28 protein-coding genes are annotated in these 26,192 nt (G+C 57.4%); 14 read left to right on the top strand and 14 right to left on the bottom strand.

Annotation, left to right across the window (positions count from 1 at the left end; genetic code table 11):
* Positions 1–110 precede the first annotated feature (110 nt).
* The 8 genes from IEY52_RS19975 (at position 111) to IEY52_RS19940 (ending at position 10,291) form a co-directional block, all read left to right on the top strand.
* On the top strand, positions 111–1,358 hold the full coding sequence (locus IEY52_RS19975) for a type IV pilus twitching motility protein PilT (RefSeq protein ID WP_189005824.1): 1,248 nt from the start codon (positions 111–113) through the stop codon (positions 1,356–1,358).
* Between the two features lie 133 nt (positions 1,359–1,491).
* Positions 1,492–1,809, top strand: coding sequence for an ArsR/SmtB family transcription factor (locus IEY52_RS19970; RefSeq protein WP_189005822.1), 318 nt, complete (start codon positions 1,492–1,494; stop codon positions 1,807–1,809).
* A gap of 296 nt (positions 1,810–2,105) precedes the next feature.
* Positions 2,106–5,267, top strand: a complete 3,162-nt coding sequence (locus IEY52_RS19965) for a diguanylate cyclase (RefSeq protein ID WP_189005820.1) — start codon at positions 2,106–2,108, stop codon at positions 5,265–5,267.
* Positions 5,268–5,477: 210 nt separating this feature from the next.
* The gene (locus IEY52_RS19960) at positions 5,478–6,704 is read left to right on the top strand and encodes a M16 family metallopeptidase (RefSeq protein ID WP_189005814.1); all 1,227 of its coding nucleotides are present in this window, start codon (positions 5,478–5,480) and stop codon (positions 6,702–6,704) included.
* Entirely contained in the window at positions 6,694–7,899 is a 1,206-nt protein-coding gene (locus tag IEY52_RS19955) for a M16 family metallopeptidase (RefSeq protein ID WP_189005813.1), read from the top strand. The genes IEY52_RS19960 and IEY52_RS19955 overlap by 11 nt, the downstream gene beginning before the upstream one ends.
* Before the next feature lie 60 nt (positions 7,900–7,959).
* Entirely contained in the window at positions 7,960–8,679 is a 720-nt protein-coding gene (locus tag IEY52_RS19950) for a metallophosphoesterase (RefSeq protein ID WP_189005812.1), read from the top strand.
* Positions 8,672–9,574 (top strand): MBL fold metallo-hydrolase, encoded by a 903-nt coding sequence (locus IEY52_RS19945; protein WP_189005811.1) that lies wholly within the window; start codon positions 8,672–8,674, stop codon positions 9,572–9,574. Before IEY52_RS19950 ends, IEY52_RS19945 begins: the two co-directional genes overlap by 8 nt.
* 63 nt (positions 9,575–9,637) lie before the next feature.
* The gene (locus IEY52_RS19940) at positions 9,638–10,291 is read left to right on the top strand and encodes a metallophosphoesterase family protein (protein ID WP_189005810.1); all 654 of its coding nucleotides are present in this window, start codon (positions 9,638–9,640) and stop codon (positions 10,289–10,291) included.
* 238 nt (positions 10,292–10,529) lie between these two features.
* On the opposite strand, the gene IEY52_RS19935 is transcribed toward IEY52_RS19940, so the two are convergent.
* Entirely contained in the window at positions 10,530–10,838 is a 309-nt protein-coding gene (locus IEY52_RS19935; protein WP_189005808.1) for a hypothetical protein, read from the bottom strand.
* A 333-nt stretch (positions 10,839–11,171) separates the two neighbouring features.
* Positions 11,172–11,432 (bottom strand): hypothetical protein, encoded by a 261-nt coding sequence (locus tag IEY52_RS19930; protein WP_189005806.1) that lies wholly within the window; start codon positions 11,430–11,432, stop codon positions 11,172–11,174.
* A 372-nt stretch (positions 11,433–11,804) separates the two neighbouring features.
* Here IEY52_RS19930 and IEY52_RS19925 point away from each other — a divergent pair, with 372 nt between their 5' ends.
* Positions 11,805–12,140 carry a hypothetical protein gene (locus tag IEY52_RS19925; RefSeq protein ID WP_189005804.1) on the top strand — a complete coding sequence of 112 codons (336 nt, stop codon included), beginning with the start codon at positions 11,805–11,807 and terminating at the stop codon, positions 12,138–12,140.
* Positions 12,141–12,207: 67 nt separating this feature from the next.
* Here the strand turns inward: IEY52_RS19925 and IEY52_RS19920 are convergent, their stop codons facing one another.
* Complete coding sequence (locus tag IEY52_RS19920) at positions 12,208–12,525, bottom strand: hypothetical protein (protein ID WP_189005802.1); 318 nt, start codon at positions 12,523–12,525, stop codon at positions 12,208–12,210.
* A 279-nt stretch (positions 12,526–12,804) separates the two neighbouring features.
* On the opposite strand from IEY52_RS19920, the gene IEY52_RS19915 reads away from it, so the two are divergent.
* Positions 12,805–13,584 carry a DeoR/GlpR family DNA-binding transcription regulator gene (locus tag IEY52_RS19915; RefSeq protein WP_189005800.1) on the top strand — a complete coding sequence of 260 codons (780 nt, stop codon included), beginning with the start codon at positions 12,805–12,807 and terminating at the stop codon, positions 13,582–13,584.
* Between the two features lie 94 nt (positions 13,585–13,678).
* Here the strand turns inward: IEY52_RS19915 and IEY52_RS19910 are convergent, their stop codons facing one another.
* The gene (locus tag IEY52_RS19910; RefSeq protein WP_189005798.1) at positions 13,679–14,914 is read right to left on the bottom strand and encodes an ROK family transcriptional regulator; all 1,236 of its coding nucleotides are present in this window, start codon (positions 14,912–14,914) and stop codon (positions 13,679–13,681) included.
* Positions 14,915–15,220: 306 nt separating this feature from the next.
* Positions 15,221–15,811, bottom strand: a complete 591-nt coding sequence (locus IEY52_RS26995; protein WP_189005797.1) for a DNA-3-methyladenine glycosylase I — start codon at positions 15,809–15,811, stop codon at positions 15,221–15,223.
* Positions 15,812–15,911: 100 nt separating this feature from the next.
* On the opposite strand from IEY52_RS26995, the gene IEY52_RS19900 reads away from it, so the two are divergent.
* Entirely contained in the window at positions 15,912–16,943 is a 1,032-nt protein-coding gene (locus tag IEY52_RS19900) for an ArsR/SmtB family transcription factor (RefSeq protein ID WP_189005795.1), read from the top strand.
* 150 nt (positions 16,944–17,093) lie between these two features.
* Positions 17,094–18,338, top strand: coding sequence for an MFS transporter (locus tag IEY52_RS19895; RefSeq protein WP_189005793.1), 1,245 nt, complete (start codon positions 17,094–17,096; stop codon positions 18,336–18,338).
* A gap of 61 nt (positions 18,339–18,399) precedes the next feature.
* Here IEY52_RS19895 and IEY52_RS26790 read toward each other — a convergent pair whose 3' ends face one another.
* The 9 genes from IEY52_RS26790 to IEY52_RS19850 all read right to left on the bottom strand — a co-directional run bounded on the left by IEY52_RS26790 (position 18,400) and on the right by IEY52_RS19850 (position 24,305).
* The gene (locus IEY52_RS26790) at positions 18,400–19,257 is read right to left on the bottom strand and encodes a VOC family protein (RefSeq protein ID WP_229684883.1); all 858 of its coding nucleotides are present in this window, start codon (positions 19,255–19,257) and stop codon (positions 18,400–18,402) included.
* Complete coding sequence (locus IEY52_RS19885) at positions 19,254–19,703, bottom strand: DUF421 domain-containing protein (RefSeq protein WP_189005791.1); 450 nt, start codon at positions 19,701–19,703, stop codon at positions 19,254–19,256. The genes IEY52_RS26790 and IEY52_RS19885 overlap by 4 nt, the downstream gene beginning before the upstream one ends.
* Positions 19,704–19,712: 9 nt before the next feature.
* On the bottom strand, positions 19,713–20,204 hold the full coding sequence (locus IEY52_RS19880) for a hypothetical protein (protein WP_189005789.1): 492 nt from the start codon (positions 20,202–20,204) through the stop codon (positions 19,713–19,715).
* A 143-nt stretch (positions 20,205–20,347) separates the two neighbouring features.
* Positions 20,348–20,695, bottom strand: a complete 348-nt coding sequence (locus IEY52_RS19875; RefSeq protein ID WP_189005787.1) for a GIY-YIG nuclease family protein — start codon at positions 20,693–20,695, stop codon at positions 20,348–20,350.
* A complete protein-coding gene (locus tag IEY52_RS19870; protein ID WP_189005785.1) occupies positions 20,679–21,215 on the bottom strand; it encodes a DUF2087 domain-containing protein in 537 nt (178 codons plus the stop codon). The genes IEY52_RS19875 and IEY52_RS19870 overlap by 17 nt, the downstream gene beginning before the upstream one ends.
* Before the next feature lie 100 nt (positions 21,216–21,315).
* Positions 21,316–21,888, bottom strand: a complete 573-nt coding sequence (locus IEY52_RS19865) for a DUF2087 domain-containing protein (RefSeq protein ID WP_189005783.1) — start codon at positions 21,886–21,888, stop codon at positions 21,316–21,318.
* A gap of 18 nt (positions 21,889–21,906) precedes the next feature.
* Entirely contained in the window at positions 21,907–23,055 is a 1,149-nt protein-coding gene (gene hemW, locus IEY52_RS19860; protein ID WP_189005781.1) for a radical SAM family heme chaperone HemW, read from the bottom strand.
* A gap of 28 nt (positions 23,056–23,083) precedes the next feature.
* Positions 23,084–23,593: a hypothetical protein gene (locus IEY52_RS19855; RefSeq protein WP_189005773.1), complete on the bottom strand. Its 510-nt coding sequence runs from the start codon at positions 23,591–23,593 to the stop codon at positions 23,084–23,086.
* A gap of 1 nt (position 23,594) precedes the next feature.
* The gene (locus IEY52_RS19850) at positions 23,595–24,305 is read right to left on the bottom strand and encodes a gamma-glutamyl-gamma-aminobutyrate hydrolase family protein (protein WP_189005771.1); all 711 of its coding nucleotides are present in this window, start codon (positions 24,303–24,305) and stop codon (positions 23,595–23,597) included.
* 97 nt (positions 24,306–24,402) lie between these two features.
* Between IEY52_RS19850 and IEY52_RS19845 the strand changes: the two genes are divergently transcribed.
* Both IEY52_RS19845 and IEY52_RS19840 read left to right on the top strand, forming a co-directional pair.
* Positions 24,403–25,170 carry a metallophosphoesterase family protein gene (locus tag IEY52_RS19845; RefSeq protein WP_189005769.1) on the top strand — a complete coding sequence of 256 codons (768 nt, stop codon included), beginning with the start codon at positions 24,403–24,405 and terminating at the stop codon, positions 25,168–25,170.
* A 10-nt stretch (positions 25,171–25,180) separates the two neighbouring features.
* Positions 25,181–26,104 (top strand): DNA polymerase III subunit, encoded by a 924-nt coding sequence (locus IEY52_RS19840; RefSeq protein ID WP_189005767.1) that lies wholly within the window; start codon positions 25,181–25,183, stop codon positions 26,102–26,104.
* Positions 26,105–26,192: the final 88 nt, after the last annotated feature.

The following is a 26,192-nucleotide window of genomic DNA, read 5'->3' as shown; positions in this document are numbered from 1 at the left end:
TTTTCCTGTCTCACAGCGAGCATTTTTCATGTCTGGAGTTCATTACATTTCAGTAAGAATTTTGCACGTGTGAAAAGCTACAATGGATCAAGACCGCCAGGAGGACAACTATGGCTTTAGATTTGGCAGAAATCCTGCGTTACTCTGTGGAACGCAAAGCTTCCGACATCATCATCACTGTGGGGATTCCCCCCCAGTTCAAAATTCACGGTGTGTACACCGGAGCAGATTTTGAAGATGTGACCCCGGTGGATGCCCGCCGCATCATGTACAGCATGATGAACGAGCGCCAGCAGAAGATCTTTGAAGAGAAACGCGAGATGGACTTCTCTTTTGCGATGCGCAACCTGGGCCGTTTCCGTGTGAACGTGTTCATGCAGCAAGGCGTGGTGGGGGGCGTTCTGCGTTTGATTCCCACCGAGGTGAAAAGCCTGGCAGAACTGGGCATGCCCGAAACCCTGCTGGATCTGGCCTCTGCACCCCGTGGTCTGGTGCTGGTGACCGGACCCACCGGTTCTGGCAAATCCACCACCCTGGCCTCGATGATCGACTGGATCAACATGAACAAGAAGAAACACATTGTGACCATTGAAGATCCCATCGAGTTCACCCACCCGCACAAGAACAGCATCGTGAACCAGCGCGAGATCGGTGCAGACACCTGGGATTTCAACAATGCCCTGCGTGCGGTGTTGCGTCAGGCCCCAGATGTGATTCTGGTGGGCGAAATGCGTGACTACGAAACCATCAAAGCCGCTGTGACCGCAGCAGAAACCGGACACCTGGTGATGGGAACCCTGCACACCAACAGTGCCCCAGAATCCATTGACCGTATTGTGGACGTGTTCCCCGAGGAGCAGCAGGAGCAAATCCGTGTGCAGCTTGCCAACAACCTGGTGGGCATTGTCACCCAGCAACTCATGCCCAAGAAAGGCGGAGATGGCCGTGTGATTGCCTACGAGGTCATGACCGCCACCCCAGCTGTGCGTGCCCTGATCCGTGAAGGCAAAAGCTTCCAGATCACCAGCATCATGCAGACCAGCATGCAACTCGGGATGGTCACCATGGATGCCTGTCTGGCCAGCCTGGCCAAGAAAGGCATCATCACCGAGGAGATGGGCATGGAGCGTGCTGTGGACTCCAAGGAATACACCCGTCTGATGAAGAGCGACAGTGTCACCTTGCCCCAGTTGCCTTCGATGGCCGCGCAGCAGGCCCAGCAGAATGCAGCAACCACAGGTCGTGGAGGTGCCGCAGGCCAGCCCCCCAGCAACCTCGGTCGCAGTGGCACCCCCGCCGCAACCCCCAACCCCAATCCCAACAACCCCAACTCCTCTGGAGGGTTTGGTCGCAAGTGATTTCCGACAGCCCACGACGCAACGTTGTGGGCTGGTTGCTTTTGACAGCAGGTGCAGCAAGCCAGCAGACAGCGGTTTTGCAGCCCCTTACAGCCCTGTACAACCCTGATCTGGACCCTTAAGATGAGGCCCAATGGAGCAAGTGACTGCAGTTTTCAAGGCCCTGTCCGACCCCTACCGCCTGCGCATCGTGCAATTTCTGGCCGAGCCTGACCTGCAGAAATTGCACAGTTCGGCGGGGGTGTGCAGTGCAGATTTGCAGGTGTTGCTGGGGCTCTCCCAACCCACCATCAGCCACCACATGAAACTGCTGGTGCAGGCTGGATTGGTGCAACCCAACCGTCAGGGCAAACTCACCCACTACCACCTGAGGCCACAGGGTTTCAAGGAAGTGCAGCGTTTTGGCAAACTGTACCGCAAGCTCGCCAGAAACCAGGTCAAAAGCAAATGAGATTCCAGGCGGCAGGGTCAGTGGCAGGGTCACAACTGCAAGGAATTTGCAACGGCCCGAACACGCCAGAACGCCTGTGCTCCGCACAAAAAATTGCTAGAATACCCTCAGAGACTGTCCGACAAGCCGACATGGATGCAAGAACGTTTGTGCCTGCTCGCTTCGCCTAGCAAAGCCCGGCCTGGACCGAACTTTGTGGACAGTTCTGAGCGGTCTGGAAAGCACAAGGGGCCTCAGGGCCTTTTGCCCGAGTTGCTTGAAGCATGAATCAGGATCACCCAGGAGAAACCACACGCATGGAACAGTATCCCTCGGAGTTTGACAGCCGACTCAGGCAGCTCCTCAACAACCAAACCAATGCGGCCGAAGCCCTCAAGTCCCGCTATCCCGAGGCGGCCAGCAATGTGGCGGGTTATGCCAGCCATGTGCAGGAGGTGCTGGACCAGAGCGGACTGGCGGCGCAGGCAGGCAGTGTTTTTCAGCGCCTCGGCGAAGTGATGCTGGAAAACAGCCAGCTGGATGCGGCCATCCGTTATTTCACCGAAAGCCTGAAGCGCAACTTCCTGGGTCCCGAACCGGTCCTGTATGAAGTGGCTTTCCAGAGCCTGCACGATCTGGGGGTCAGTTACCTGCGCAAGGAACGCACCGATGTGGCCCTGGATTTCACCCAGCGGGCCCTGCAACTGGCCCAGAACCGCAACGACCAGAAGCGTCTCTCTGACAGCAATTACCTGCTGCATCAGCTCTTTGTGAAGATGGGCAACCCGGACCGGGCCCGCAAGTACCTTGAGGCTTCTGGGCGCAGCGCAGACGGTCAGGTCCCTGCTCCTGCAGCTGTGGCCACTGCGAACCTGGAATACCATCCCATGCTGGAAGACGTGATCAGCGAAACAGACCACCCCCAGCTGGTGACTGCGCTGAAAGACAACTTCGGGCAGGCGCTCGCTGATCCTCCAGCCTACATCCAGCGCAGCCTGCAGGCCATCCAGGAAGCGGGTCAGGGCGCACAAACCATTCCCTGGCTGAACACCCTGGGTTTTGTGATGGTGGATTCGGGCAACCCGCAGGTGGCCCAGCGTTACTTCCGGGAAAGCCTGGGGCGCAATTACCAGAAAGGCGAACCCCAGAACTGGCAGCAGGCCTTCGAGGCCTTCCGGGAACTGGGCCGGGTGTGCCTGGAACTCAAGCAAACCGAGGCCGCCCTGGAATTCACCCAGAAAGCCCTGATCCTGGCAGACCAGAACGGGGTGATGCAGTACAAGTCGCTGGCCCACTACCAGCTTTCGGACATCTTTGAAAGCCTGGGCAACGAGGAGCGCGCCACCTTCCACCTGGCCGAGTCGATGATGTACACCCAGCAGGCTTCCCTGCCCACCCAGCGCGAAGAAGAACCTTCTGCACCCAGTGTGCCCTACGATGACCGTCTGGCCGATGTGCTCAGGCACGAAAGTGCCAACCGTTCGCTGGCCGCCCAGTTCGGAGAGGCCTTCCAGTCTCCCCTGGTGTTCATTGAACATGCCCTGAAAGTCATGCAGGACAGCGGTCTGCAGGATCAGGGTGCCCGTTACTTCCTGACCCTGGGCATGGTGGTGGGAGAGTCCCGCGATGATCTGGCTCCCCGCTACTACAGCGAAAGTTTGCGCCTGAACTACACCTCTGGGGCCAACCCCAGAGACTGGCCGGTGGCCCACCAGACCTTCATGTCGCTGGGGTACCTGAACCTCAAGCAGAACCGCACCGATGTGGCCCTGGAGTACGCCCAGCGTGGACTGTTCCTGGCCCGCGACAACAAAGACACCCCCCGCACCTCCCAGACCCACCAGCTCCTGCATGAAATCTTCAAGGGCATGGGCGATGAGAAACGGGCCGCTTACCACCTCTCGGAAATTGACCGGGTGCAGCAGGACGCTGGCGTGGGGGCCAAAACCAAGGCCATGCCCCGCTTTGACCGCCGCCTGGAGAACCTGCTGCAAGGCCAGACCAAAGCCCTGGACGCCCTGCAATCTGCCTATGCAGACGCTGTGCCCAACCCCATGCGCTACAGCGAGCACCTGATCCGCACCCTGCACGACAACGGTCTGGACGCTTACACCTCGGAAGCCCTCAGCATCCTGGGTTCTGCACTGGCAGATCTGCAGCATTACGATGCCTCCACCCGCTATTACAGCGAGAGTTTGCGCCTGAACTACAACGGTCAGGCCAACCCCCAGGTCTGGGAAGCCGCCTACAGCGCCTTCATGGGTCTGGGTCGGGTGCACATCAACAAGAAACGTGCGGATGTGGCGCTGGAATACACCCAGCGTGCCCTCTACCTCGCACGGGACCAGAAGCACGAGGAGTTCACCTCCCAGGCCCACCTGCAGCTCAGCATGGTTTTTGAGTTGATGGGAGACAGCAACCGGGCCAAGCAGCAAATGGAACTGTCACAGACCATCAGCTTTGATGAGAATGCAGCCAGCAAACAGGCAGAGCCCCAGGAACCTGAAGCCCCTGCCCTCACCGAAGTGGAAGCCCTGCAAGAGCAACTTGAGAAAGCGCAGCGTCAGGTCAGCGACGCCGAGTACCGCATCAAACTGCTGCTGCAATCCCTGCCTCTGGCGGTGGTGGCCACCGACGTTGATGGAAACATCGCCTACTGGAACCGGGAAGCCGAGCGGGTCACCGGAACCCCTGCCTCCATGGCCATGGGCCACCCTCCCCGCAGCGACCTGCCTGGACCCAGAAATGCAGACCGCTCTGAAGTCACCATCAAGAACCTCTCCAACGAGACCATCTCGCTGGAATGGTCGGATGCCAGCAGCAAACTGCCCATCTCCGGCTGGTCCCAGTGGGGGTATGCCCGCATGCAGGATTCCAGCCTGTCCCAGATTGACACCCTGCAGGAGAAGGTCAAACAGCTGGAAGCCCGCAACAAGGAACTGGAAGCCCGTTCCCGTCAGGAAATCACCGATGTGCGCGGCCAGATCGATGCCAACACCAGAGACGCCATGACCGGACTTTACAACCGCCGCTACATCGACCAGCAGCTTCCCTTCCTGATTGAGAAATCCCAGCGCACCAACACCTACCTGAGCCTGGCGGCGTTTGACATCGACAACCTGCGCACCATCAACGAGAGTTTCTCCTACGAGATCGGGGATGAAGTGATCAAGGCCTTCACCGCCATTCTGAAAGAAGAAATTGGTCCAGCCGCCATCCTGGCCCGTTACGGCAGCGAAGAACTGGTGGCCGTGATGCTCAACACCGTGGACCTGGCGGCTTACCAGACCTGCGAAAAAGTGCGCAATGCCGTGGAAGCCTTCGACTGGAACAGCATCGCTGCCAACCTGATCGTGACGGTCAGTGCAGGCATCTCCTGCACCGCCCAGACCGACGAACCCGAGAACCTGCTGCGCCTTTCCATGGAAGCCATGCGGGACGCCAAGAGCACCGGGAAAAACAAGGTGGTCATTTCCTGATCTGAGTTCACAGTTTTCAGCGCTCAGTGCGAAACGGGCTGTCCCGTGAACACGCAGTCAGAGCAAGACAGTTCACAGTTCACAGCAAACTTCAGAAAAGCCAGAGATGCTCTGGCTTTTCTTTTTTCTGCCCTCAGAAGCCCGGTCTGGTCCTGCAAATGTGCATGCCAACTGTAAACTGTCCACTGTAAACTGTAGACTCTAAAATCAGTGACTGCCATTCATACCCACATTTTCGACAATGGTTTCCGGCTGGCCCTGGAAGAACGCTCCACCCTGGGCGTGAGCCTGGAACTCCACCTGCCTTTTGGCAGTGCCCTGGACCCTGCAGGCAAAGAGGGCCTGGGTGCCCTGATCGCCGAGTGGATTTTTCGGGGTGCAGGAAAGCATTCTGCCCAGGACCTCCTCAACCGACTGGATGACCTGTCCACCGGGCGGGGCAGTGGTGGGGTGAGCAGCGAGCACATGCCCTTCAAAACCTCCTGCCTGCCCGAACACCTGCCAGAAGTGCTGCAGCTGCTGGGAGAGGTGCTGCAGGAACCCCACCTGCAGGCCGCAGAGCTGCGCAGCCTGAAAGCCCTGGCCCTGGCAGACCTGGAAACCGTGGAGGATTCTCCGGCAGATCAGGCGCAACTCCTGTTCCGGGAAAGCCTGCTGGGACCGGGATATGGTCATTACCCCAGTGGCACCCCGGAAAGCCTCAAAGCCATCCGCCACCGGGATGCTGTGCAGCATGTCCGCAAGCTTTCCCTGCAGGGGGCTGTGCTCACCGTGGTGGGCCCCCTGGACTGGCAGCAGTTGCTGGACACCGTGCAGCAGGTTTTTGGAGGGTGGAACACCCCTGCCCCCACTTTTCCAGAAACCCGGTTCAATGCGCCTTTTGTGCAGCACCACAGCAGCCCCAGCCAGCAAACCCACCTGCTGCTGGCCCATCCTGCTTTTCAGCCTGGAGATGCCCAGTGGTATGCCTTCATGCTGGCGGTGAATGTGCTGTCTGGTGGGTCTTCCAGCCGCCTGTTCGATGAGGTGCGCGAGAAGCGGGGTCTGGTGTACGGGGTGCATGCAGGCATTCAGGTGGTCCGAAATCTGGCTTACCTGCAAACCTACGCCTCCAGCACGCCAGGCAAAGCCCAGGAAACCCTGGACGTGACTTTGCAGGTGCTTTCCAGCCTGAAATCAGGCATCACCGATGCAGAGCTGCAACACGCCCGCACCGGGGTGCTCAGCGACCTGATCATGAGCGGCGAGAATTCCCGGTCCAGGGCCGCCCAGATGGCCCGCGATCTGTGGCGACTGGGGCATGTGCGCTCTTTGCCAGAAATCCAGCACAGCGTGCAAGCTGTGACGCTGCAAAATGTGCAGGACACCCTGGACACCTGGACCCCAGAGCTGCTGGGGATGTTCACCCTCGGACAGGAGCCCCTGCGTGTTTCTTGAAACCACCTTGCCCAACGGCCTGAAAGTGATTGGCGAACAGAACCCCGAAGCCCTCAGTGTGGCCATGGGCTTCCTGGCCCGCGCAGGTTCCAGAGACGAGCCTGCCCACCTGAATGGGGTGTCCCATTTTCTGGAGCACATGCTGTTCAAAGGGTCAGAGGAGACCCGTGCCCAGCAGATCAACCACCAGTTTGATGCGCTGGGGGCCAATTACAACGCCTTCACCAGTGAGGAGGTGACGGTGTATCACGCTGCCGTGCTGAAAGAACACGCCAGTGCCTTGCAACACCTGCTCACTGAACTCCTGAAACCCGCTTTTCGTCCTGAAGATTTTGAGCTGGAAAAACAGGTGATTCTGGAAGAAATCCAGATGTACCAGGACGACCCCATCTCCCGGCTTTTTGATGCCGCCCGTGAAAACTTCTGGGGCAGCCACCCTCTGGGCCAGAGCGTGCTGGGAACGGCAGAAACGGTGGGCAATTTACAGGTGGAAGAGCTGCGGCAGTATTTTCACACCCTGTACGCTCCCAACAACCTGATTTTTGCCGTGACCGGCGCTTTTGACTGGGAGCAGGTGGTGTCCCAGTTGCAGCAGGAAACCGCCTTCTGGCAACCCAGTGAAGTTCAGCGGCAACACCCTGAATTTGTCCCCACCTTCGAAACCCAGCGCCTGAAAGAAAAACAGCTGAACCGCAGCAGCATGACCCTGATGGGCCGTGGGCTGGCCTCCACCGATGAAAAGCGCATCCCCATGAATGTGCTGGTGGAGTTGCTGGGCGGAGAAAACAGCCGCCTGCACTGGAAGCTGGTGCATGTGGGTCTGGCAGACGAGGCCTCGCTGAGCCATGTGGATGCAGACGGCATCGGGTACCTGGAGGCGTTCATCTCGGCGGAACCCAGAAAAGCCAGAAAGGCCCTGGAGGTCTTCCATCAGGTGATCGCTGAAGCCCGTGAGAACCTCTCTGAAGCTGAACTGGCCCGTGCCCGCAACAAACTGGCCCTGCAAGCCGCCTTGCGCTTTGAGACCCCCTACAACCGCCTCTTTCACCTGGGGCTGGAGTTTCTGTACACCGGGCGCTACCTCAGCACCGAGGAGACCGTACAGGCGATCTTGCAGGTGCAGATGGCAGAGGTGCAGGACCTTCTGCACTCTCCCCTTTTTGACCAGTGGAGCCTCACTTTGCAGGGCCCCTGACTGGAATCCGCATGGGTGGGGGCGTATGATTGACTGCAAACCATCCGATCAGGAGTCAGCATGCACAGAGACAAGATTCTGGTTGTACCTGACCTTCATGGCAACCTGCATCACCTGAAATGGGTGGTCGAAACATTCCCCGCACACTTCTATGTCTTTCTGGGCGACCTGATTGACCGTGGACCGGAATCTGCCAGTGTGGTGCAAAAAGTGCGTGCCCTGGTGGACTTTGACCGGGCCGAACTGTGCCTGGGCAACCATGAAGACCTCGCCATCCGGGGCATCCTGGACGGCCAGAACGAGGTCTTTTACGTGTGGATTGCCAACGGAGGACTGGCCACCCTGCGCAGCTACGGTCTGCAGCAGCTCCGGGATTTCCGGGGCACCGAACTGGAAGAGGATTTGCAGTGGATCCGTGAACATGCCCTGCCCTACGTGATGCACCACCATGCCCTGATTGCCCACGCTGCCCGTCCCCGTCTGGGACACACCCCGGATGGCGACCTGATGGTGATCGGAGACCATCACATCTGGGACCGCCCCACCCTGCACGATCTGCAACCCCTCCCGGCAGGGGCTTACGACAGCGTGCATGGGCACACCCCTTTTGCCCATCCGATTGTGCTGAACAACGACGCCTACTTTCTCGACCTTGGTGGTTTTCACAGCGACCGCTTTGTGGTGCTGGAGTTGCCCTCCCGCACCCTGCACGCTTACCACCAGGACATGCAGGTGCAGCACATGACGGCAGGAGAACTCATGGAGGACAGCCATGCCTGATCTGATCACACTGGAACCCGGCATCCACTATTTTCCGGGGGGCGTCAACATCGGCATCATTGAGGATGTGTATGGCAAGTGCCTGATCATTGACACCGGACTGGACAGCGACCATGCCCGCAAACTTCTGAAAGCGCTGCAAAGCTGGGAACTGACCCCGGCCGCCATCCTCAACACCCACTCGCATGCAGACCATTACGGCGGGAACCACCTGATCCTGCAGCGCCACCCGGAAATCGAGGTGTTCGCTCCTCCGCTGGAAGCCGCCATCATCCAGCACCCCATTCTGGAACCGCTGTACCTGTTCGGGGCCAGACCCATCAAGGAGTTGCAAGGCAAGTTTCTGATGGGCAAACCCAGTCCTGCCGTGTCCATTCCCCAGACTGGACTCACCCAGATTGCAGGCGTCCCACTGGAACTCATCTCGGTGCCCGGTCACGCCCATGAAATGTACGCGGTGCGCATGGGCAGCGTGCTGTTTGCTGCAGATGCCCTGTTCGGAGAGGAGGTGTTGCAGAAACACCCCCTGACCTACTGTGTGGACTCAAAAGCCCAGAAAGACAGCGTGCGCACCTTGCAGCACCTGGAAGGCATCGAGATCACCCTGCCCGGGCACGGCAACCCCAGCAAGGACCTGCAGCACCTCTGCACCACCAACCTGGAAAGCTTCCAGAGCACCACCGATGCCGTGCTGCAAGGGCTGGACACCCCATCCACCATCGATGAGGTTTTGCAGAAAACCTGCCAGAGGCTCAACATCCACATGCAGGCCCCCGCTTCTGTGGTGCTGAACCGGGGCGTGGTCAGTGCCCACCTGACCGAGCTGCTGGAAAGCGGGCAGGTCAGGCAGCAGGTGAGGGACAACCGCTGGGAGTGGGAAAAAGCAGAAAGCTGAAGGGCATTTGTTTACAGCATCACCCCTTCTCACCCATGGAAGCGCTTATACTATTTCAGAAACATGAAGCGTCTGTTGTTGCTGGCGGATTACGTCCATCCTTTCGTGTACCGTGAGGGTTTCCCCCAGGGTCTGCCCGAGGTGGATCTGGTGCTGGCTGCAGGGGATCTCCCTGCTTACTATCTGGAATTTCTGGCCTCCACCTTGCCGGTTCCGGTGCTCTACGTGCCCGGAAACCACCGGGATGAATTCACCCTGAATGACCAGCATGAACTGGTGCCTCCCGGAGGCGTGGAGAACATCCATGGCCGGGTGCTGGAAGTGGCGGGCCTGACCATTGCAGGCTGGGGCGGCGTTCCCAGATACCGTGAAAGCGATCACGGCCACTACACCCCCTGGCAGGCCAGGGTGGGACTGTGGAGGATGGACCTGCAAATGAAGCTCAAACGCAAAAGCAAAATTGATGTTTTCCTGACCCATGCTCCTCCTGTGGGAGAACATGCAGGAACGGATTTTGCGCACCGGGGCTGCCCTGACCTCACCCGCTTCATGCACCAGCACCAGCCGCGCCTGATGGTGCATGGTCACATCCATGAATATGAGGGCAAGAAAATCCAGTACCAGGATGGACCCACCCAGGTGATCAATGCCTATGGTTACCGTCTGGTGGAATTGCCAGAACTGGCGCAGGATCTGCCAAATGAGCGTCTGGCCTGAAGATTTGAAACTGCTGGTCTACCGCTCAACGCAGCAAGCCAGAAGGTGTCTTTGTTTCTGAGGATTTTTCCTGACCGCCCGATGGGGGAACCCTCAAAGAACCAACATGCAAACACCACTTCCAGCTCATCTGCTGGCGTTACACTGAGGTCAGCTTTTCCCCCACTTCCGAGGTGTCTTTAAGGGTGCACACCTCGGAGGTTTTTTTGGGGGAATTTTTTTGGATGCTTATTTGAATTCATCCCACCATGGGAGGGGCAAAAAATTTGTTGATCAGGTCTGTGTTGTGGGCTTGCAGGGCGGCCAGCAGGTTGTGACACCTTTGCTGGAAGGCTCTGGCATCTTCCACCACCACCAGAAGCTGCAACACCCGGCTGTGTTCCCGGCGCAAATACACGTAACTGATGGTTGCAGAGGGACCCGTCACCACCTTCTCGATGTCCCTGACCCTGAGGGATTCCACACCCCCACCCACCGTGAGGACCAGGATGAAATCCCTCAGGCTGTCTTCCGGGTCGTCCTGTTGGTTGTTGGTGTTGTGCGTCATGGACCACCTCTGCTGAAAAGCCTTGATGCCCTGTGGTGGGCAAGCCTGCTTTTACTGTAGACAGTGGCTCTGAGGTCGCACTGAGAGCCGATTCTCACAAATGAACAAACCCTCCATGTTCGCCTTCATTAAGGTTTCAAAGATTGTCTTCTGGTTTGCTGGACAGCATTTTTCCAGCAAACCAGAAATTTCGGTTTTTGTTACAATTGAACCCCAGCCATTCATACCAAAAAGGCAGGGGAAGCTCTGCTAAGGTAGCAGTAAGCCTTACAGCTTCCCCCGAGTTCCGGAGAATCTCTCGGGGGTTTTTTGTTTTGTGAAATGGGCTTTTGGTCAGGTCCTTTCAGGAATTGCTTTGCGGTTGAACAAACGACGAATCAGCAAGTAAGCACTGAACAGCAAACTTCCTGCCCCTGCCACCAGCAATCCACACCACAGCAGGGACATCAGGGTTCTGAAGGTCACCTCGGTGATGTCATTGCTGGACTGGCCTGCCAGTGCTGCAGTCATGTCCAGCGGGAAGAGCATGATCCACAGGGCACGCACCATCACACCCAGCAGAAAGGAAACCAGAAAAGCCACCAGCAGGTTCATGACCTGATTGTGCAGATTGAAGCTGACGGAGGCCCTCCAAAAGCATTGATCCATCCTTTAAGTGATCTTCAATTGCCCTTCAGTTGTGGGAAATGCTTCTTAAAAATTGTGGGGCTTGTAATGGTTTTTTCCGATACAGAAGCGAAAATATAGGGACTTAAAATGGATCATCCTGCAGAAACGTCTTGTGTTTAAAAGCAATCAATTTTAAACAACAGGAGTTTAAAGAACAAGAAATTTCAAACGAGAAGAAACACAAACCGGGCAATATGATGTCAGTCAGGATGATCAACAGGATGATCAACACGCCATGATCAACCACCGCTGCATTGAGACCATCATTGCATCTGGCAAAAACGAAAGGAGTTTTCAATGACCACTTCACAGAATCAACCTTCACAAAATCAGACCCAGGAGCAAAAAACCCTGCAGCAGCCCACCGATGTGGTGGTGCAACTGGAAAAAGTTGAATACGAATTGATTGCCCACACCGCAGAACGCCAGGGCCTCACGGTCTCTGCCATGCTGCGAGAACTGGCCATTGATGAACTGAGGGACCGCATCAAGGGTGGCAGGCTCCCCATCACCGAAGATTATCCGCCCAACCTCAAGCAGACGGCGCAGATTCTGGGGGCCACCAGCAAGGACCTGGCCCACAACATCCTGCACCAGCCCAACAAAAAAGCCGAGGACAAATCCCAGGAATAAATCCTCCGTGCTAAGAAAACCGGACCTGATTCACAGGTCCGGTTTTCTCTGGTTCGAGATAGAAGGCTTACTGGATTTTCTGCTCGTTGCCCCGCAGCTCTTCATGAATCAGGAAGCCTGCCCGTTCAAAATCACTGAGGCCATGCTCGAAGGGTTCATTGTCCCAGCCTGCGCCCAGAGGACGGTACAGGTCCACCTGCACCTGGTCCTGGTCGCAATGGAAAACGGCCCGCACCCTTCTGCTGCCATCTTCGGTGCCCATCACAAAGCCATCTGAGTCTGCGGCTTCGGGGTTGACCTGCAAACCGGTGTTCCTGAATCGACTGTTGATGCTGTCCTGAAATTGTTGCTTTGCAGTCAAAATTTGTTGTTCTGGTGTGTTCATTTCATCCTCCTGTAGAGGAATTCTACGTCCCAGGGCAGAAATCACCGCAACAATCTTTACAGAAGTGGAACTTCGCAACCTGAGACTCAAACAAGTGAAAACCTTTAGTCTTGTGGATCTGTGACCGAATCGTCCCTTTTCGCTTATGATGGAGTTACTTCTGTTTCAGCACCTGGATGGCGCAACGGTCTGGGTCTTGTGTGGCCCCTGTGGATCCGTGCCCTGCCCGGTCTGATCGCTCCAGACCTGTCCATTCCAACCCACCTGTAAGGAGTTCTCGTGAGCAAACTCAGCACCCAACAACGGCATGCTCTGATTCTGGATGTGGTGACGCGCAAAGGAGAATGCCGACTGGAAGAACTCAGTCAACTGGTCCAGGTGTCCATTGCCACCATGCGCAGGGACATCGCCACCCTGGAGTCGCGCGGCCTGGTGGAACGCACCTGGGGCGGGGTGTGTGTGGCCACCCCGGTCAAGTACCTGCCTTCCTTTCTGGATTCCGCCAAAAAACACGCTGCAGAGAAAAGGGCCATTGCTGCAGTGGCCGCCAGTCTGGTGCAGCCCGGCATGGTGATCGGCCTCTCTGGTGGGTCCAGTTGCACCGAACTGGCCCGCTGGCTGCGGGGCAAGAAAATCACCGTGGTGACCAATGCCCTCAATGTCGCCATGGAGCTGTACAGCCACGGTCACACCAAAGTGCTGGTGGCCGGTGGGCAACTCAACATGTACTCCTACGAACTGGTGGGAGACAACGTGCGGCAAACCCTGCAGGAACACCGGCTGGATCTGGCTTTCCTGGGTTGCACAGGCATCACCCCTGAATTTGGCTTCTCCATGCGGGACGAGCCAGAAGCCATTGCCGCACGGGTGGTGTGCCATGCTGCAGAGCGCTGCTACGTGCTGGCAGACCACAGCAAGGTGGGCCGCCACACCCTGACCCGTTTTGGCACCGTCCGGCAGGTCACCGCCCTGATCACCGACGATGGGGTGCAGGACCAGCAGCGTGTGGCCCTGGAACAGGCTGGCCTCAAGGTGCTGGTGGCTCCAGCCCTGACCTGATTCTGTCCCTCTTCCCCCTCCTCGCTCGTTACACTCGCTATCCTCCCCCGCATGGCGGGGGAGGATAGGGCGCAGCCCGAGTTGGAGGTGGAGCTTAAGCTTCCGTCAAAACAGGCTGTCTGGCCACCTCGTAGAGGTGCTTCAGGCCTGTGGGTGAGAACAGTTCATAGAGGGCGAGCACCCCTGCCCCGTACAGCGAGGTGAGGGTGTTGAAGCGGGTCAGGCGCACGTTGGTCTGTTCCCGGTTGATCAGCATGGTGCGCTGTTCCAGCATTTGCTGCAGGGGCTCCAGCAGCGCCTCCTCGGCCAGGGAGAGGTCTCCTCCCAGAATCACTTCTCCGGGGCTGAACAGGTTGACCACGTTGGCAATGGCAATGCCCAGGTGCTGTCCGGCTTCCTGCACGATCAATGTGGCCAGTTCATCTCCTGCTTTGGCAGAGAGGGCCAGGTGTTGCAGGCTGCTGTCTGCCCTGAGCACAGACTGGGGGTACTGGGGAAGCAATTCCAGCATGCGTTGCAGCAGCATCGCCCCCGAGACATAACTTTCCAGGCTGCCCGGATACCCGCTGGGACCGACGGGGCCGTTTTCGTTGATGCTGGTGTGCCCGATTTCTCCGGCCCCACCTGAAACCCCCCGGTAGATCTTGCCATCGATCAGGATGCCTGCCCCGATGCCGGTGGCGCATTTCAGGTAGATCAGGTGCTGGTCGCTGATGCCACTGAAGTGCAGTTCGGCCAGGGCACCCAGGTTGGCGTCGTTGTCCACGTAAACCGGGGTGTTGAAGCGGCGGGACAGGGCTGCTGCCACGTTTTCATTGTTCCAGGAGGGCAGGCTGGGCGGCTGGATCACCTGTCCGGTTTTGTAATTGACCGGTCCTGCAATGCTCACCCCGATGGTGGCGATGCGGGTGGCTTTCTCGGGGTGTTTCTTTTTGAAGCCCTGGATCACCTGTTCAAGTTCCTCGTAGGTGTCTTCGGGGCTGTATTCGCGGTGGTGTTCGCAGGAAACCTGTTCAATGATGTTGCAACGCAAATCCATCAGGGCCACGCCCAGGTGGCGTTTGCCGATGTCCACGGCCAGCAGACAGGCTGCGTTTTCGTGGAGCCTGAGGATGGTGGGTTTGCGGCCTCCCAGGGAGGCACCCAGACCGAGTTCCAGCACCAGGTTGACATCCAGCAGTTCTGAAACAATGCTGGAAATGGCACTTCTGGAGAGTCCGATCCGGCGGGAGAGCTCTGCCCGGGAAATGTCTTCATACCAGAGTTTGCGCAGCAGAATCAGGGTGTGCTGCATTCGAATGGCATTCAGGTCTAGGGTTTCTGACCGCATGTGACTCACTCCTGTAGGGGTAGGTGTTCTTGAGTTTAGCATTTTGTTTGTTCGAAAAACAAACAACCGTGGGCCGCGTTGTCATGCTTTGAAGCACTTTCACGCACCCAACCCCTAAAGCTCCCGTTCACTCCATAGTATAGCGCTTCTCTTTCACCTTTCTGAAAATGCACAGCTGTTTTTCAGGAAACCCAGCCTGCACTTCAGAGAGATTCAACTTCAGGAACAGGGTTTTTCAGAAGGAGCCCTTGAATTTGCTTTCATTTTAGCAGATCGAAGGAAATTTTCATGCAGATTGAAAGCATCTCAGGGCCGTCTGGACCAGGGAGGGGAAAGCTGCAAGATGGTCTCTTGCACCGGGCAATCGGGATGGTGTGCCTCTGGCAGGTATCCGGTGCTGAGCAGGAATTCACCCACAATCTCTCCTCCCACAAAACGGAAGGTCTGCCTGAAAAGTTTGACCCAGTCTGCTTTTGTTCTGGGATGGTGCTGATCCAGCCATGACCGAAAGGAGCCATGCTGTTCTTTTAAAACCAGCAACCGCCGGGCATTCTCGATGGTGGCCTCGATTTTCAGACGGTTGCGGATGATCCCCGCATCCTGCATCAGGCGCTCGATGTCCTCTGTGGTGTAAGAGGCCACCTGCTGCAGATCGAAACCATCGAAAGCCACCCGAAAATGGTCTTTCTTCTTCAGGATGGTGCTCCAGGAGAGGCCCGCCTGGTTGATTTCCAGCACCAGACGCTCAAAGAGCAGGTTGTCTTCTGAGAGGGGAAAACCATACTCGGTGTCGTGGTAGTGCACGTGCAGGGCGTCCAGCTTCCCGGATTGCACCGCCAGACAGTAGCTGTGTTGCTGGCCCTGTTGCTGAGGAAGGGTCTCTGGCTGTTCGGTCATGCTGTTCAGCGTAGAACCCGACCCCCGCACTTCTCCATAGGCCATCGGCGCTATTGCCTGCCCAGATCAGGCAGGTCAGACTCAGGGCAAAGGAGGATCTGTGATCCGAATCAAGGTCAGCCCTCTGGATCTGTCCAGGGTGCGTTTTGCTTTCAGTCCACTGTGGGAATGTGTGGCCAGTTTCATGGTCTACCAGAGTCCGGGCTTTCATGCCCTGCACCTGCCCTGGATCAAGGAGGCACGCAAACTGCTGGGTGATTTTGACACCACCCTGCTGGAAGCCCTGATTCCCAGGCAACTCGGGAACCCACCTTATTACATTCCCGATTTTCTGACCCCTCCCCCCCTCACCCCATTTCCAGTGTTTGAAGAGGAGGTCAAGCAGATCCTGCAAACATCCACAGCACAGGTGGTCTATGAGCTGAACAAACTCTGCAGCCTGCGAGAAACCCGCCCAGAAGTCATCGATGCTTTCCTGCTCGAACCCGAGTTGCACCTGCAAAAACTGGTGGACACCCTCAGGGCCTACTGGGACCGGGTGATGGCCCCTTACTGGGTCAAAGTGCAGGTGTTTCTGGAAAACGATGTGCTGGTGCGTTCCCGCACCCTGGCCCTGGAAGGCCCGGAGCAGCTTTTCTCGGGCATTGATCCCACCATCCGCTATGAGGATGGGCACGTGCTGATTGACCGGGGCAGGCACGAAGACAGCGACGCCAGAGGGCGCGGCATTGTGCTGGTGCCGTCTGCTTTTGTGTACCCCAAGAGCATGTCCATCTGCGAGGAGCCATGGCAACCCACCCTGTTCTATCCGGCCCGTGGGGTGGGCCTCCTGTGGGGCAGTGCTCCTGCAGAGAACCATGATCAGCTGGAAATCCTGCTGGGCAACAGTTGCGCAAAAGTGATGCTGAACCTGCCTGCCACCACCCTGGAACTCACCGAGCGGCTGCACCTGGCCCCTGGAGCCATTTCCCATCATCTGGGACGCCTGAAAAACCTGGGGCTGGCAGAGCCGCAACGCATGGGCCGCTTTGTGTATTACCGCCTGACCCCCAGAGGCAATGGCCTGCTCACCCTCTTCAAGGACGATTCAAAATTTTTTGAATCCATTGTCGCAAGCCCTTCTGCAGATTAACCTGAAGCCATCCAGGAGCACCCAGGCCTCACAGCAGGTCTGAGGGTTTCTCTGTGTTCAGCCCATTGTCCTGACACCTGCAGATTCTGCCCGAATCTGGTCCTGCTTCTTGCAGGCCCGGACAGCGAAAATACACCCAGAGGGGGTTTCATGCCACGTTCCCAGTTGTTTCAAATTCAACCTTTCACCCGCTACCTGACCGGAAATGCCATTTCTGCCATTGGTTTTGGCATGCAGTTCATTGCCTCAAGCTGGATCACCCTGGAACTGACTGGAAAAGGCTCCAGTGTGGCCTGGCTGATGGTGGCCCACGCCCTGCCCGGTCTGCTGTTCAGTCCCTTTGCGGGCGTGCTGGTGGACCGTCTGGACCAGCGCAAACTGGCCGCCCTCACCGATTTTGTGCGTGCTCTGGTGGTGCTGCTGGTTCCCCTGCTGTACCTGAGCGGTCATTTGCAGGCCTGGCACCTGTACCTGATGGAATTCCTGGTGGCCCTGGGAGACACCCTGTGGAGGCCTGCCACCGTGGCCATGGTGCGCAAAGTGGTCCCCAGCCCACTGCTTTTGCAGGCCAACATTTACACCCGAACCGCTGTTCAACTGGGCATGATTCTGGGGGCTGGGGTGGGTGGTTTTGTGCTGGCAGGCGCTTCACCCATGTGGGCCATGGTGGTCAATGGGATCAGCTTCCTGATCAGTGCAGCCTTCATTGGGAGCATCCATTTTCAGGACCCCCGCAGCACCTCCAGTGAAAAAACCCCCAGAATTCAGCTTTTTGCAGACATGCAGGCAGGTCTGGCCTACATCCGGCAGAATCCCGGACTGGTTTTGCCCTACATCATCATCAGCATGGTCTGGACCACTCCCCAGACCCTGAACACCCTCTCGGCGGTTTTTGCAAAAGATGTCCTGAAGGTTGGAACCGTTGGCTTTGGACTGATCGATGCAGGATGGGCGGTGGGTTCGGTGGTGGGCAGTTTCCTGCTCTCCAGGCTGGTGCACAAACTGGGACGGCCCCGCCTGATGGTCCTGTGGCTGTTCCTGCTGGCCAGCATGGTGTTCCTGCACGGGCAATCCTGGAGCCTTGTTTCAGCCATCATCACCACCGTGCTGATGGGATTTTTTGTGTGCATCAACGTGGTCTACCAGACCCATGTGCAGGAAGAAACCGCCCTGGAATTTCAGGGCCGGGTGCAGTCCACCTTCAACACCCTCTACTCGGTGCTGGTGCTGGGCATCTATGTGTTCATGGGCTACCTGGGAGAGCATTACGGCCCCAGACTGGCTTTCACTTTGCAAAGCCTGGTGATTGTGGTGGCGGGGGTGCTGGCCGTGGTGCGCTTTGGTCCCGAAGCCTTTGGCAGGAAAGCCCCCCGCATTTCTGAGCAGCAGGCCTGAAGTCTGGCCTCAAGGTTCAACAGAAAGAGCCGCTCCAATGCGGCATTTTTCCTGTGTCCCCTCAATCCTGCATGAACTCAAAGGGCACAAACTCAAAAACATGCCCTTCAGGGTCACACACCACCAGACCCTGCTCATCCCGAAAATGGGAGAGCCCTGACTGACGAACCCGCTTTTCCACTGCGTCCACATCGGCCAGGAAAGTCACGGTGGCGTGTTCTCCTCCCAGCATGTCTGCCAGACCCACCTGCGGATCCCAGGCATACAGCCAGCGTCTGGGTGTGAACAGACCATCCCTTTCAGGCCATGGTCCCAGGGTGAACTGGGCAAAGTTGCGGTCTTCCATCTCTTTCAAGAAGGCGAAGCCGTAAGCCTCTGGCAGGCGCTGTTTCATGGCTGCGTAATCCTGAAAAGCCAGCGCCACTTCCCTGAGACCCACCACAGGCAAACCTGTTTCAGCAGCCTGGCCAGGAGGAACCACTGGAAAACGCTCATCTTGCACATCCACTTCTCGCAGTTCCAGACCGTGAAAAGCCGGATCCCAGAAGTACAGTCCAAGGTCTGCAGGCTGGTCTCCGCTGGCAAGGTCGATCTCCTGCCAGGGAATCCCATGCTGTCCCAGATGTTCTCTGGCCTGTTGCAGGGTGCCTTTTGGAATTTGCATGGCCCAGTGCACATGGCTGCCCCCTCTGGCCCCCAGTTGGGAGAGGCGCTCAGACGGGACCTGTCGGGTGATGGGCATCCACAGATGAAGCTGCTGCCCGGAAGAAAATTCCAGCGTGCAGGTGCCCTGTTTCTCATCCAGAGCCTGCACTTTGAGGCCCACCACCTGCTGATAAAAATCGCAGGCCTTCTGCAGGTGGTTCACTTCCAGGGTCAGGGAAAACAAATCCAGGATGGGCGAAACTTCAGAGGTCATGCTTGCTCCTTTGGCACCACCGAAATGGTGCCAGAACGCTCCAGAATGGCGTATTTGATCTGGTCCAGCCGTTCAATGCCCTGGCTGGTGCGGGCCGCTTCCAGAATGTCTGAAAGGTCAATGCGGGATTTTTTCAGGTGGGCATCCAGCACCTTGCCCTGATCGATCAGGATCACCGGAACATCGTCCATCCAGCGTTCCAGCAGGGGGGATTTCTGCTTGACTTTCGAGAGCAGGATGTCCAGTCCGATCAGGGTGACCACCAGAGACAGCACCCCCACATAGGAGTAATCCTGTTTCATGAAGTAATTGTCCACTGTTTCGCTGATGATCAGCAGCAACACAAAATCGAAGGTGGTGGTCTGGGCCAGACTGCGCTTTCCCGCCACCCGGAAAATCAGCATCAGGGAAAAATACAGGATGGCACCGTGCAAGATGGGTTCCATGTTTCCTCCTCAGGGGTAAACGAAATGACGGATTTCAACAGCAGGATCTGGCTCCAGGGCCAGATCCCCTTCAACACGGCCTGTTTGCTGCGGAATCAACTTCATCTGGATGGTGGCCCCTCTGGACAGGGCATGAAAAGCCACCCGATACTTTCCATCCTGAATGGTCATTTTTTCGGGTTCAGGCTGAATGGACTGGATCTCAAAAGCCTTCAGGTAATCCTGGGCCAGGGTCAGAACAGGATGTTCAGCGTCCTGCTGCAGCTCTGCTTCCAGCAAAGTGGGTGTGTCAAGATGCAAAAAATGCTCGTACTGGACTTTCAAACCTGTCCCTTGAACGTTGCGGTGACTTAAAAACCCTGGCCCCAGCAATCCAAGCAAACCCAGCAGGATCAGCAAAAACATGGCCCACCAGCCCACATGCTGAATTTTCCACTGCAATTCGCTGTGCTTTGAATCTGTGTCAATGTCCAGATCGCCATGACGTTTCACTTCAGCCATGATTCCCCCTTGATCCATCCCATCAAAATCAGCCCTGCTTCCAATTTAGGAAGCAGGGCTGCAAGAAAAGTGAAGGAGACGTGGAGCTCAGACTTGCTTTTTCTTGGCTTTTTGATCAGGGCTGTTTCAGCCAGCTTTTGCTGTCAGGATTTTCTGGGCTTGTGGTACCCTCTGGGCTCGTAAGGCTGCAGGTCTTCCAGCCACAATGCCTCCAGGTCTTTGAGATCCTGGCGGTAATCAAAGTGCTCTCCCTTGCCAGGATCGGGTTCCAGTTCATCGAGAATCTCGAAGCTGAAGTTTTCCGGGCCATCCTGATTCCAGTCTTGCTGCAAAGAGCGCACCATGCAGCTCCCCATTTTCAACTGGAACTGGTAGGCGTTCAGTTTGGCCTGGGCGTGTTCACTGGCTCCCAGCAGCACCTTGCCGTTCTTGTGGTTGCGGATGATCCAGATGCCCATCAGGGGCGTGAAGCCTTTATATTTCTGGGACATGGGTTTCCCTCCAGTACTGGCTGCCACTGGGCGTGCGGGACAGCAGCCCTGCATCGATCAGGCTGCGGCGCAGCAGAAAAGGGTCTCTGGTAAAACCCAGCAGCAGGGCATTGACTTCTTTTTCAGTGTACTTCTGGTCTGCCGCAAAAAGCAGGGAAAGTTTTTCCAGCAAAGCCCGCTTTTTGTTGTTTTGCTGTGGAAGTGCTCTCAGAACACCATTTTCGTCAAAAGCCTGTTCCAGAAGTTGAAAAAAGGGGCGGTTTTTTTCCAGCCAGGGATGTTGTGCCTTTTGCTGGGCTTCCTGAAAGCGGTCCAGAGCCAGGACGTAAACTGCGGCATCCTGTTTCACCAGACCTGCTTTTTGCAGTTTGCCGAGGTGGTGTTCTGTCTGCTGGGTGTTGTAAAGCAATGCGACCAGGTCTAGCAGGCTGTGGGGTCCGGTTTGCAAGGCTTCCAGCACCACCTGCCTGTGTGGGTGGTGCAGCAGAAGGAAATTTTTGAGGTGGGTGCTCTGCAGCATGGGATGATCCTTTCGATATCTATCAAAATGATTTTACAGAGATCGAACAGTCCCCACCATCGCCAAAAGGCTTAAGGGAAACAAACAGACCAGATGTTGCCTATTCTGGGGTTCGCCAGTATTTGCCGCCGCCCCCCTCACGTTGCATGAAACCCAGTTCCACCAGGTTTCTTCTGAGGGTGGCGGTGTCTGCATGGAAACGGGACAGCACCGCATTGACTTCTTTTTCGGTGTAGGTTTTTCCCTGCTCGAAAGGCTTTGCCACGTAAGCCAGCAGCACCAGCAGTTTCTTCTGCTGGGTGGGAAAAGCTTTGATCCTGCCGTCTGCCTCCAGAAACACCTGCAGCACCTTGGAGGCGTATTTGTCCCCATCTGCCTGCACCTCCAGAAGCCCTGAAAGCTGGGCAGGGTTGACGAGCACCTGAGACATCAGATTCAGGGTTTCCTGCCGCACAGAGTAAATGCTGTAATGCCCCTGTGCAGCAGCATCAACCAGCCCTGCTTTTGAGAGCCTGCTCAGGTGGTGTGAGGTGGTGGAAACCCCAATTTGCAAGGCCTCAGCCATTTTTTCCACTGAACGGGGCCGGGCAGCCAGCAAACCCAGAATGCGCAGGCGGTTGGCATCGCCCAGGGCTTTGCACACCTCCAGAACCTGCTCGGGGGAAAGGGTCATGGTTGCCATGATACCGAATCAGGCTCCAGAATCTTCTGCATCTTCTGCATCCCGCAACAGAAAATCGGTGATGATCTGGTTCAACACCCATTTCCCTTCCTCGGTGGCCTTTAAAACCCCTTCCTGCAAGGTCAGCAATCCTTTGTTCAGGTGTTTTTGCAAAGGTTCCTGGTACCTTTCCAGCACGTCCAGACCACTCTGCCGGGTGAGCAGAGCAAGGTCCACCCCCTGCTTCAGACGCAATCCCATGAACAGGGCGTCCGTCACAAAATCTGCAGGGGCAATGTCTTCGATGTCACGCTCTGTGAAAGGCATTTTCAGCCAGTCATAGAGTCTGGGATTGGTGATCCGCTGTGACAGCAAATTTGGTCTGGAGGTCGGGTAATGCCCGGAAGCCCCCGGTCCAATGCCCAGGTAATGCTGGTTGGTCCAGTACGCCAGATTGTGCCTGGAGTGGGCTCCCGGACGGGCATAATTGCTGATCTCATACCGCTCGAAGCCCTGCTGGGTCAAAAGTTCAGCGGTCAGCTCAAAACCCTCCCGCTCGTCTTCCTCACGGACCTGCACGCCCCGGCGGTAAAATTCGGTGCCCTCTTCAATGGTGAGGGTGTACGCAGAGATGTGGTCAATGCCCAGTTCAGACAGACCTTTGATGTCTTCCTGCAGGTGCTGGCCCGGAACCGCCGTGATCAGGTCGCCAGACACCCGAAAGCCCACTTCCAGCAGGATCTCGATGGCCTTGCAGGCCTGCTGTGCATTGTGCTGCCGGCCCAGAAATTTCAGGGTGGTGTCGTTCAGGCTTTGCACCCCCACACTGGCCCGGTCAAACCCCAGGTCTTTCCAGAGTGCTGCACGCTCCAGGGTCACGGTGCCCGGATTGATTTCCAGGGTGTTCTCTTCCTGGCCCCAGCCCAGCCCTGAGCGCACGCTTTCCACCAGATGCACCATCTCTGCATCCCGCAGGAAAGACGGGGTGCCCCCCCCGAAATAAACGGTTTTGAGGTCCACAGGGTAAAGTGCAGCCTGATGTTGCACTTCCTCGCAGATGCGCTGCAGGTACTGCTCCACCATGCCCGAAGTGCGGGTCAGCACGTGAAAATCACAGTACGGACACAGGGTCGGGCAGAAAGGCACATGCAGGTAGAGGTGTTTGACAGGGTTCAGCATTCTGGGGTCAACATTTCAGGTTTCAGGGTCAGGTTTCGAGGTTTTGCAAGGCCAGTGGTGTTTTTTCCCACCAGAGCTGCCAGGTTTCCAGGGCACGTTCGGGAGAACACACCACCACCGGAACCCCCAGTTTAGTGCATGCGCTGGCCCACAGATCGGGAAGTGCGTCACCCTGTCCAGAAAGGACACTGTTCCAGGCCGGGTAACTGCCTCCCTCCTGGTACACCAGTCCACTGGTGGTGTCCACATGCCGCTCCGGGAGGTCCAGGGCTGGCCCACCCTGCAGATCGCGTCCCAGGACCATCACCCCACGCACAGGGTGCTCCTGCAAAGCCCGTTCCAGGGGCAGCGCAGTGACCTCTGGCAGCAGCAACACCTGCAGCCTCCCTTTAAAAGCTCCGGGCAAACCCTCCAGCACCTGTTGGACCTGCACATGTTGAGAGGTCAGGCCCACCATCAGCCAGTCGTACCCGCCTGCAAGCCCTTCATGGCAGACCCAGATGCCGTCGTATGCGTCCTGCCAGACGGTCAGGGGCACCTCACACCTGCACTTTCAGCAGGTCCATCAGGATTTTGAAAGGGCCAAGGTGCTGGGGGTGTTTCTGGAAAGTGAGCTCTGGGTGCCACTGCACCGCAAAAATTCCATCTCCCTGATATGCCTCGACCAGACCATCTGAGCTTGTCGCAGCCATTTGCAAAGATGGGGCCAGGGTTTTCACCGCCTGATGGTGGTAGCTGTTCACCCGGAGTTTCAATTCTGGATGGTGGGCAGCCAGCAGACTGCCCTCTGCAATGTGCACCTCGTGGGCCAGATTTGGGGGCAGGGCTTTCTGGGAGTGGTCTCCCCAGAATTCAGGGTGGTTGGGAAGGTGCTGGTAGAGGTTTCCACCTTCAAAGACGTTGATGGCCTGCATGCCCCGGCAGATTCCCAGGATGGGCAGTCCTGCTTTGCGGGCCGCGTGGTAGAGGGCCACTTCAAAAGCGTCCCGCTCCTCATCCACTTCTCCGAGGCCCAGCACGGGTTCTTCCTGGTAAAGGCCAGGATGCAAATCCACCCCTCCACTGAACAACACAGCGTCCAGTTGCTTCACGTACAGGTCAGCAGCTTCCGGGAGGTTGGGCAGCAAAACGGGTGCACCTCCGGCATCCAGGACCCCCTGGGCATAGAGTCTGGAGGTGCCATTGAACAGGCGCTTGAGGGCAGGGTCAATCAACTGGGAGGTGGTGATACCCACACGAGGAATGCTCATGGCTGCATCTTATCAAGTTGGATCCAATCTGGGGCATGTGGCTTGCACATCCGTCTATCATTTTTCGCGCCATCTGTTAACATGGTTGGGAGACCCAATGCGCACCCTGATTTTCTCTGACATTCACGCCAATCTCGAGGCCTTTGAAGCCGTGTTGCAAGACGCCGAGAAACGCCAGTATGACCGCATGGTTTTCCTGGGCGATGCCATCGGTTACGGAGGAAGCCCCGTTGAGGTGCTCCAACACCTGGTGGCTCTGGGGGTGCCCAGCATTCAGGGGAACCACGAATCCAACCTGATTCGCCTGACCCGCAACCAGCAACTCCTGATCAACGCTCCAGCACAACTGGCCCTCAAGTGGCAACTGGACCAGCTTTCCGAGGCAGATTTGCTGACCATCAACGGCTGGGGCAAAACCCTGCGCCTGGACGCCACCCAATCCCGCTTCAATGAGCTTTTGTGCGTGCACGGCAGCCCTTCCAACCCGGACAAGTACCTGGACAGCACCTCCCACGCCCGTGAAGAATTCACTTTGTGGGACGGACGGGTCTGCTTTTACGGTCACACCCACGTTCCCATGATCTACTCCACCCTGGAAGGTCCTGTGGGCGAATGGGTCAAGAGTGCCCCCATGAAAGGCAACGCCCGTGCCGTGATGCCCCCCAGGGCACGCTGGATGCTCAACCCTGGCAGTGTGGGACAGCCCCGCGACGGAGATCCCCGTGCAAGTTACGGCATTTTTGATGATGCTGGAGCAATCTTTGAAGTGTTCCGGGTGGAATACGACTTCCAGACCGCAGGACGCAAGATCATCAATGCGGGCCTGCCTTCCGGTCTGGCAGACCGCCTGATCATCGGACGCTGAACACCAGACCATGAACCCTTTCCAGATCATCGGACACCAGCAGGTGATGCACACCCTGCGCACCCAGTCTGCCCATGCCTTTTTGTTGCTGGGTCCCCAGCGGGTGGGGCGCAAAGCCCTGGCCCACTTCATTGCGGCACTGGCCAACTGTGCACATGGCACCGCCTGCGGAAGTTGTCCGTCCTGCCTGGCCATTGCACGGGACACCCACACCGATGTGATGTTCGTGGCCCCCAAAAGCGAAACCAGCACCGGAAAACAGGCCCGCAGGAAAATCATCCCGGTCAAGGTGATCACCGAACGCCGAGACGAAGGCCACGACTACGACCAGCACGTGGTGGAGTGGCTGCAGATTGCTCCCCACACCCGCCGCAAGGTGGTGATTTTTGACGGTGCAGAACACCTGAATGCAGAGGCCGCCAACGCCCTGCTGAAAACGCTGGAAGAGCCCCCCCACCGGGCCATGTTCGTGTTCATTGCCGAGGACCAGCAACTGGTGCTCCCCACCATCATGTCCCGCTGTGCCCGCATTTTTGTGCCTCCGGTCCCGGAAGCCGAAATGCACCAGGCCCTGTTGCACCTGGAAAACCAGATTGACCCTGACCTGCTGGCTTTTGCCGCAGGCCGTCCTGGCGTGCTCTTCGAGCGGGAAACCGTGCGCGAAGCTCTGGTTCAGGCCCGTGAACTGGTGCAGGGTCTGGAAAGCAGCATGCTGGACGCCCTCTCCGCAGCCGAAAAACTGGAGAAATCCTTCAACCCCGAATGGCACCCGGAAGCCTTGCTTTTCGCTTTCAGGCACCACCCCCTTTCCGTGCGCGCCAGGGCAGACCAGGCCCTCTCAGAAGCCCTGGAACGGCTGGAACAGTACGCCAATCCGGCCCTGGTGTTTCAGGTGCTGGCCCTGAAGTTGCGGGAAGCGCTGGGAAGGGTTTAAGGTTTGGAGCCGAGAGCCGAGAGCCGAGAGCCGAGAGCCGAGAGCCGAGAGCCGAGAGCCGAGAGCCGAGAGCCGAGAGCCGAGAGCC

It is taken from the genome of Deinococcus roseus (assembly GCF_014646895.1).
GTDB classification, from domain to species: Bacteria; Deinococcota; Deinococci; order Deinococcales; family Deinococcaceae; genus Deinococcus_C; species Deinococcus_C roseus.
Note: the sequence above shows the minus strand (reverse complement) of the source record. Positions and strands in the feature narration are given on the sequence as shown.

Bases quoted from the DNA above. Each gene is read 5' to 3' on its own strand.
- IEY52_RS19945 (WP_189005811.1), top strand. From the start codon at position 8,672: ATGCCTGATCTGATCACACTGGAACCCGGCATCCACTATTTTCCGGGG.
- IEY52_RS19880 (WP_189005789.1), bottom strand. From the start codon at position 20,204: ATGGCTGAAGTGAAACGTCATGGCGATCTGGACATTGACACAGATTCA.
- IEY52_RS19870 (WP_189005785.1), bottom strand. From the start codon at position 21,215: ATGCTGCAGAGCACCCACCTCAAAAATTTCCTTCTGCTGCACCACCCA.
- IEY52_RS19930 (WP_189005806.1), bottom strand. From the start codon at position 11,432: ATGAACCTGCTGGTGGCTTTTCTGGTTTCCTTTCTGCTGGGTGTGATG.
- IEY52_RS19920 (WP_189005802.1), bottom strand. From the start codon at position 12,525: ATGAACACACCAGAACAACAAATTTTGACTGCAAAGCAACAATTTCAG.
- IEY52_RS19970 (WP_189005822.1), top strand. From the start codon at position 1,492: ATGGAGCAAGTGACTGCAGTTTTCAAGGCCCTGTCCGACCCCTACCGC.
- IEY52_RS19950 (WP_189005812.1), top strand. From the start codon at position 7,960: ATGCACAGAGACAAGATTCTGGTTGTACCTGACCTTCATGGCAACCTG.
- IEY52_RS19885 (WP_189005791.1), bottom strand. From the start codon at position 19,703: ATGGAACCCATCTTGCACGGTGCCATCCTGTATTTTTCCCTGATGCTG.
- IEY52_RS19965 (WP_189005820.1), top strand. From the start codon at position 2,106: ATGGAACAGTATCCCTCGGAGTTTGACAGCCGACTCAGGCAGCTCCTC.
- IEY52_RS19895 (WP_189005793.1), top strand. From the start codon at position 17,094: ATGCCACGTTCCCAGTTGTTTCAAATTCAACCTTTCACCCGCTACCTG.
- IEY52_RS19840 (WP_189005767.1), top strand. From the start codon at position 25,181: ATGAACCCTTTCCAGATCATCGGACACCAGCAGGTGATGCACACCCTG.
- IEY52_RS19875 (WP_189005787.1), bottom strand. From the start codon at position 20,695: ATGTCCCAGAAATATAAAGGCTTCACGCCCCTGATGGGCATCTGGATC.
- IEY52_RS19935 (WP_189005808.1), bottom strand. From the start codon at position 10,838: ATGACGCACAACACCAACAACCAACAGGACGACCCGGAAGACAGCCTG.
- IEY52_RS26790 (WP_229684883.1), bottom strand. From the start codon at position 19,257: ATGACCTCTGAAGTTTCGCCCATCCTGGATTTGTTTTCCCTGACCCTG.
- IEY52_RS19910 (WP_189005798.1), bottom strand. From the start codon at position 14,914: ATGCGGTCAGAAACCCTAGACCTGAATGCCATTCGAATGCAGCACACC.
- IEY52_RS26995 (WP_189005797.1), bottom strand. From the start codon at position 15,811: ATGACCGAACAGCCAGAGACCCTTCCTCAGCAACAGGGCCAGCAACAC.
- IEY52_RS19865 (WP_189005783.1), bottom strand. From the start codon at position 21,888: ATGACCCTTTCCCCCGAGCAGGTTCTGGAGGTGTGCAAAGCCCTGGGC.
- IEY52_RS19850 (WP_189005771.1), bottom strand. From the start codon at position 24,305: ATGAGCATTCCTCGTGTGGGTATCACCACCTCCCAGTTGATTGACCCT.
- IEY52_RS19845 (WP_189005769.1), top strand. From the start codon at position 24,403: ATGCGCACCCTGATTTTCTCTGACATTCACGCCAATCTCGAGGCCTTT.
- IEY52_RS19975 (WP_189005824.1), top strand. From the start codon at position 111: ATGGCTTTAGATTTGGCAGAAATCCTGCGTTACTCTGTGGAACGCAAA.
- IEY52_RS19940 (WP_189005810.1), top strand. From the start codon at position 9,638: ATGAAGCGTCTGTTGTTGCTGGCGGATTACGTCCATCCTTTCGTGTAC.
- IEY52_RS19925 (WP_189005804.1), top strand. From the start codon at position 11,805: ATGACCACTTCACAGAATCAACCTTCACAAAATCAGACCCAGGAGCAA.
- hemW (WP_189005781.1), bottom strand. From the start codon at position 23,055: ATGCTGAACCCTGTCAAACACCTCTACCTGCATGTGCCTTTCTGCCCG.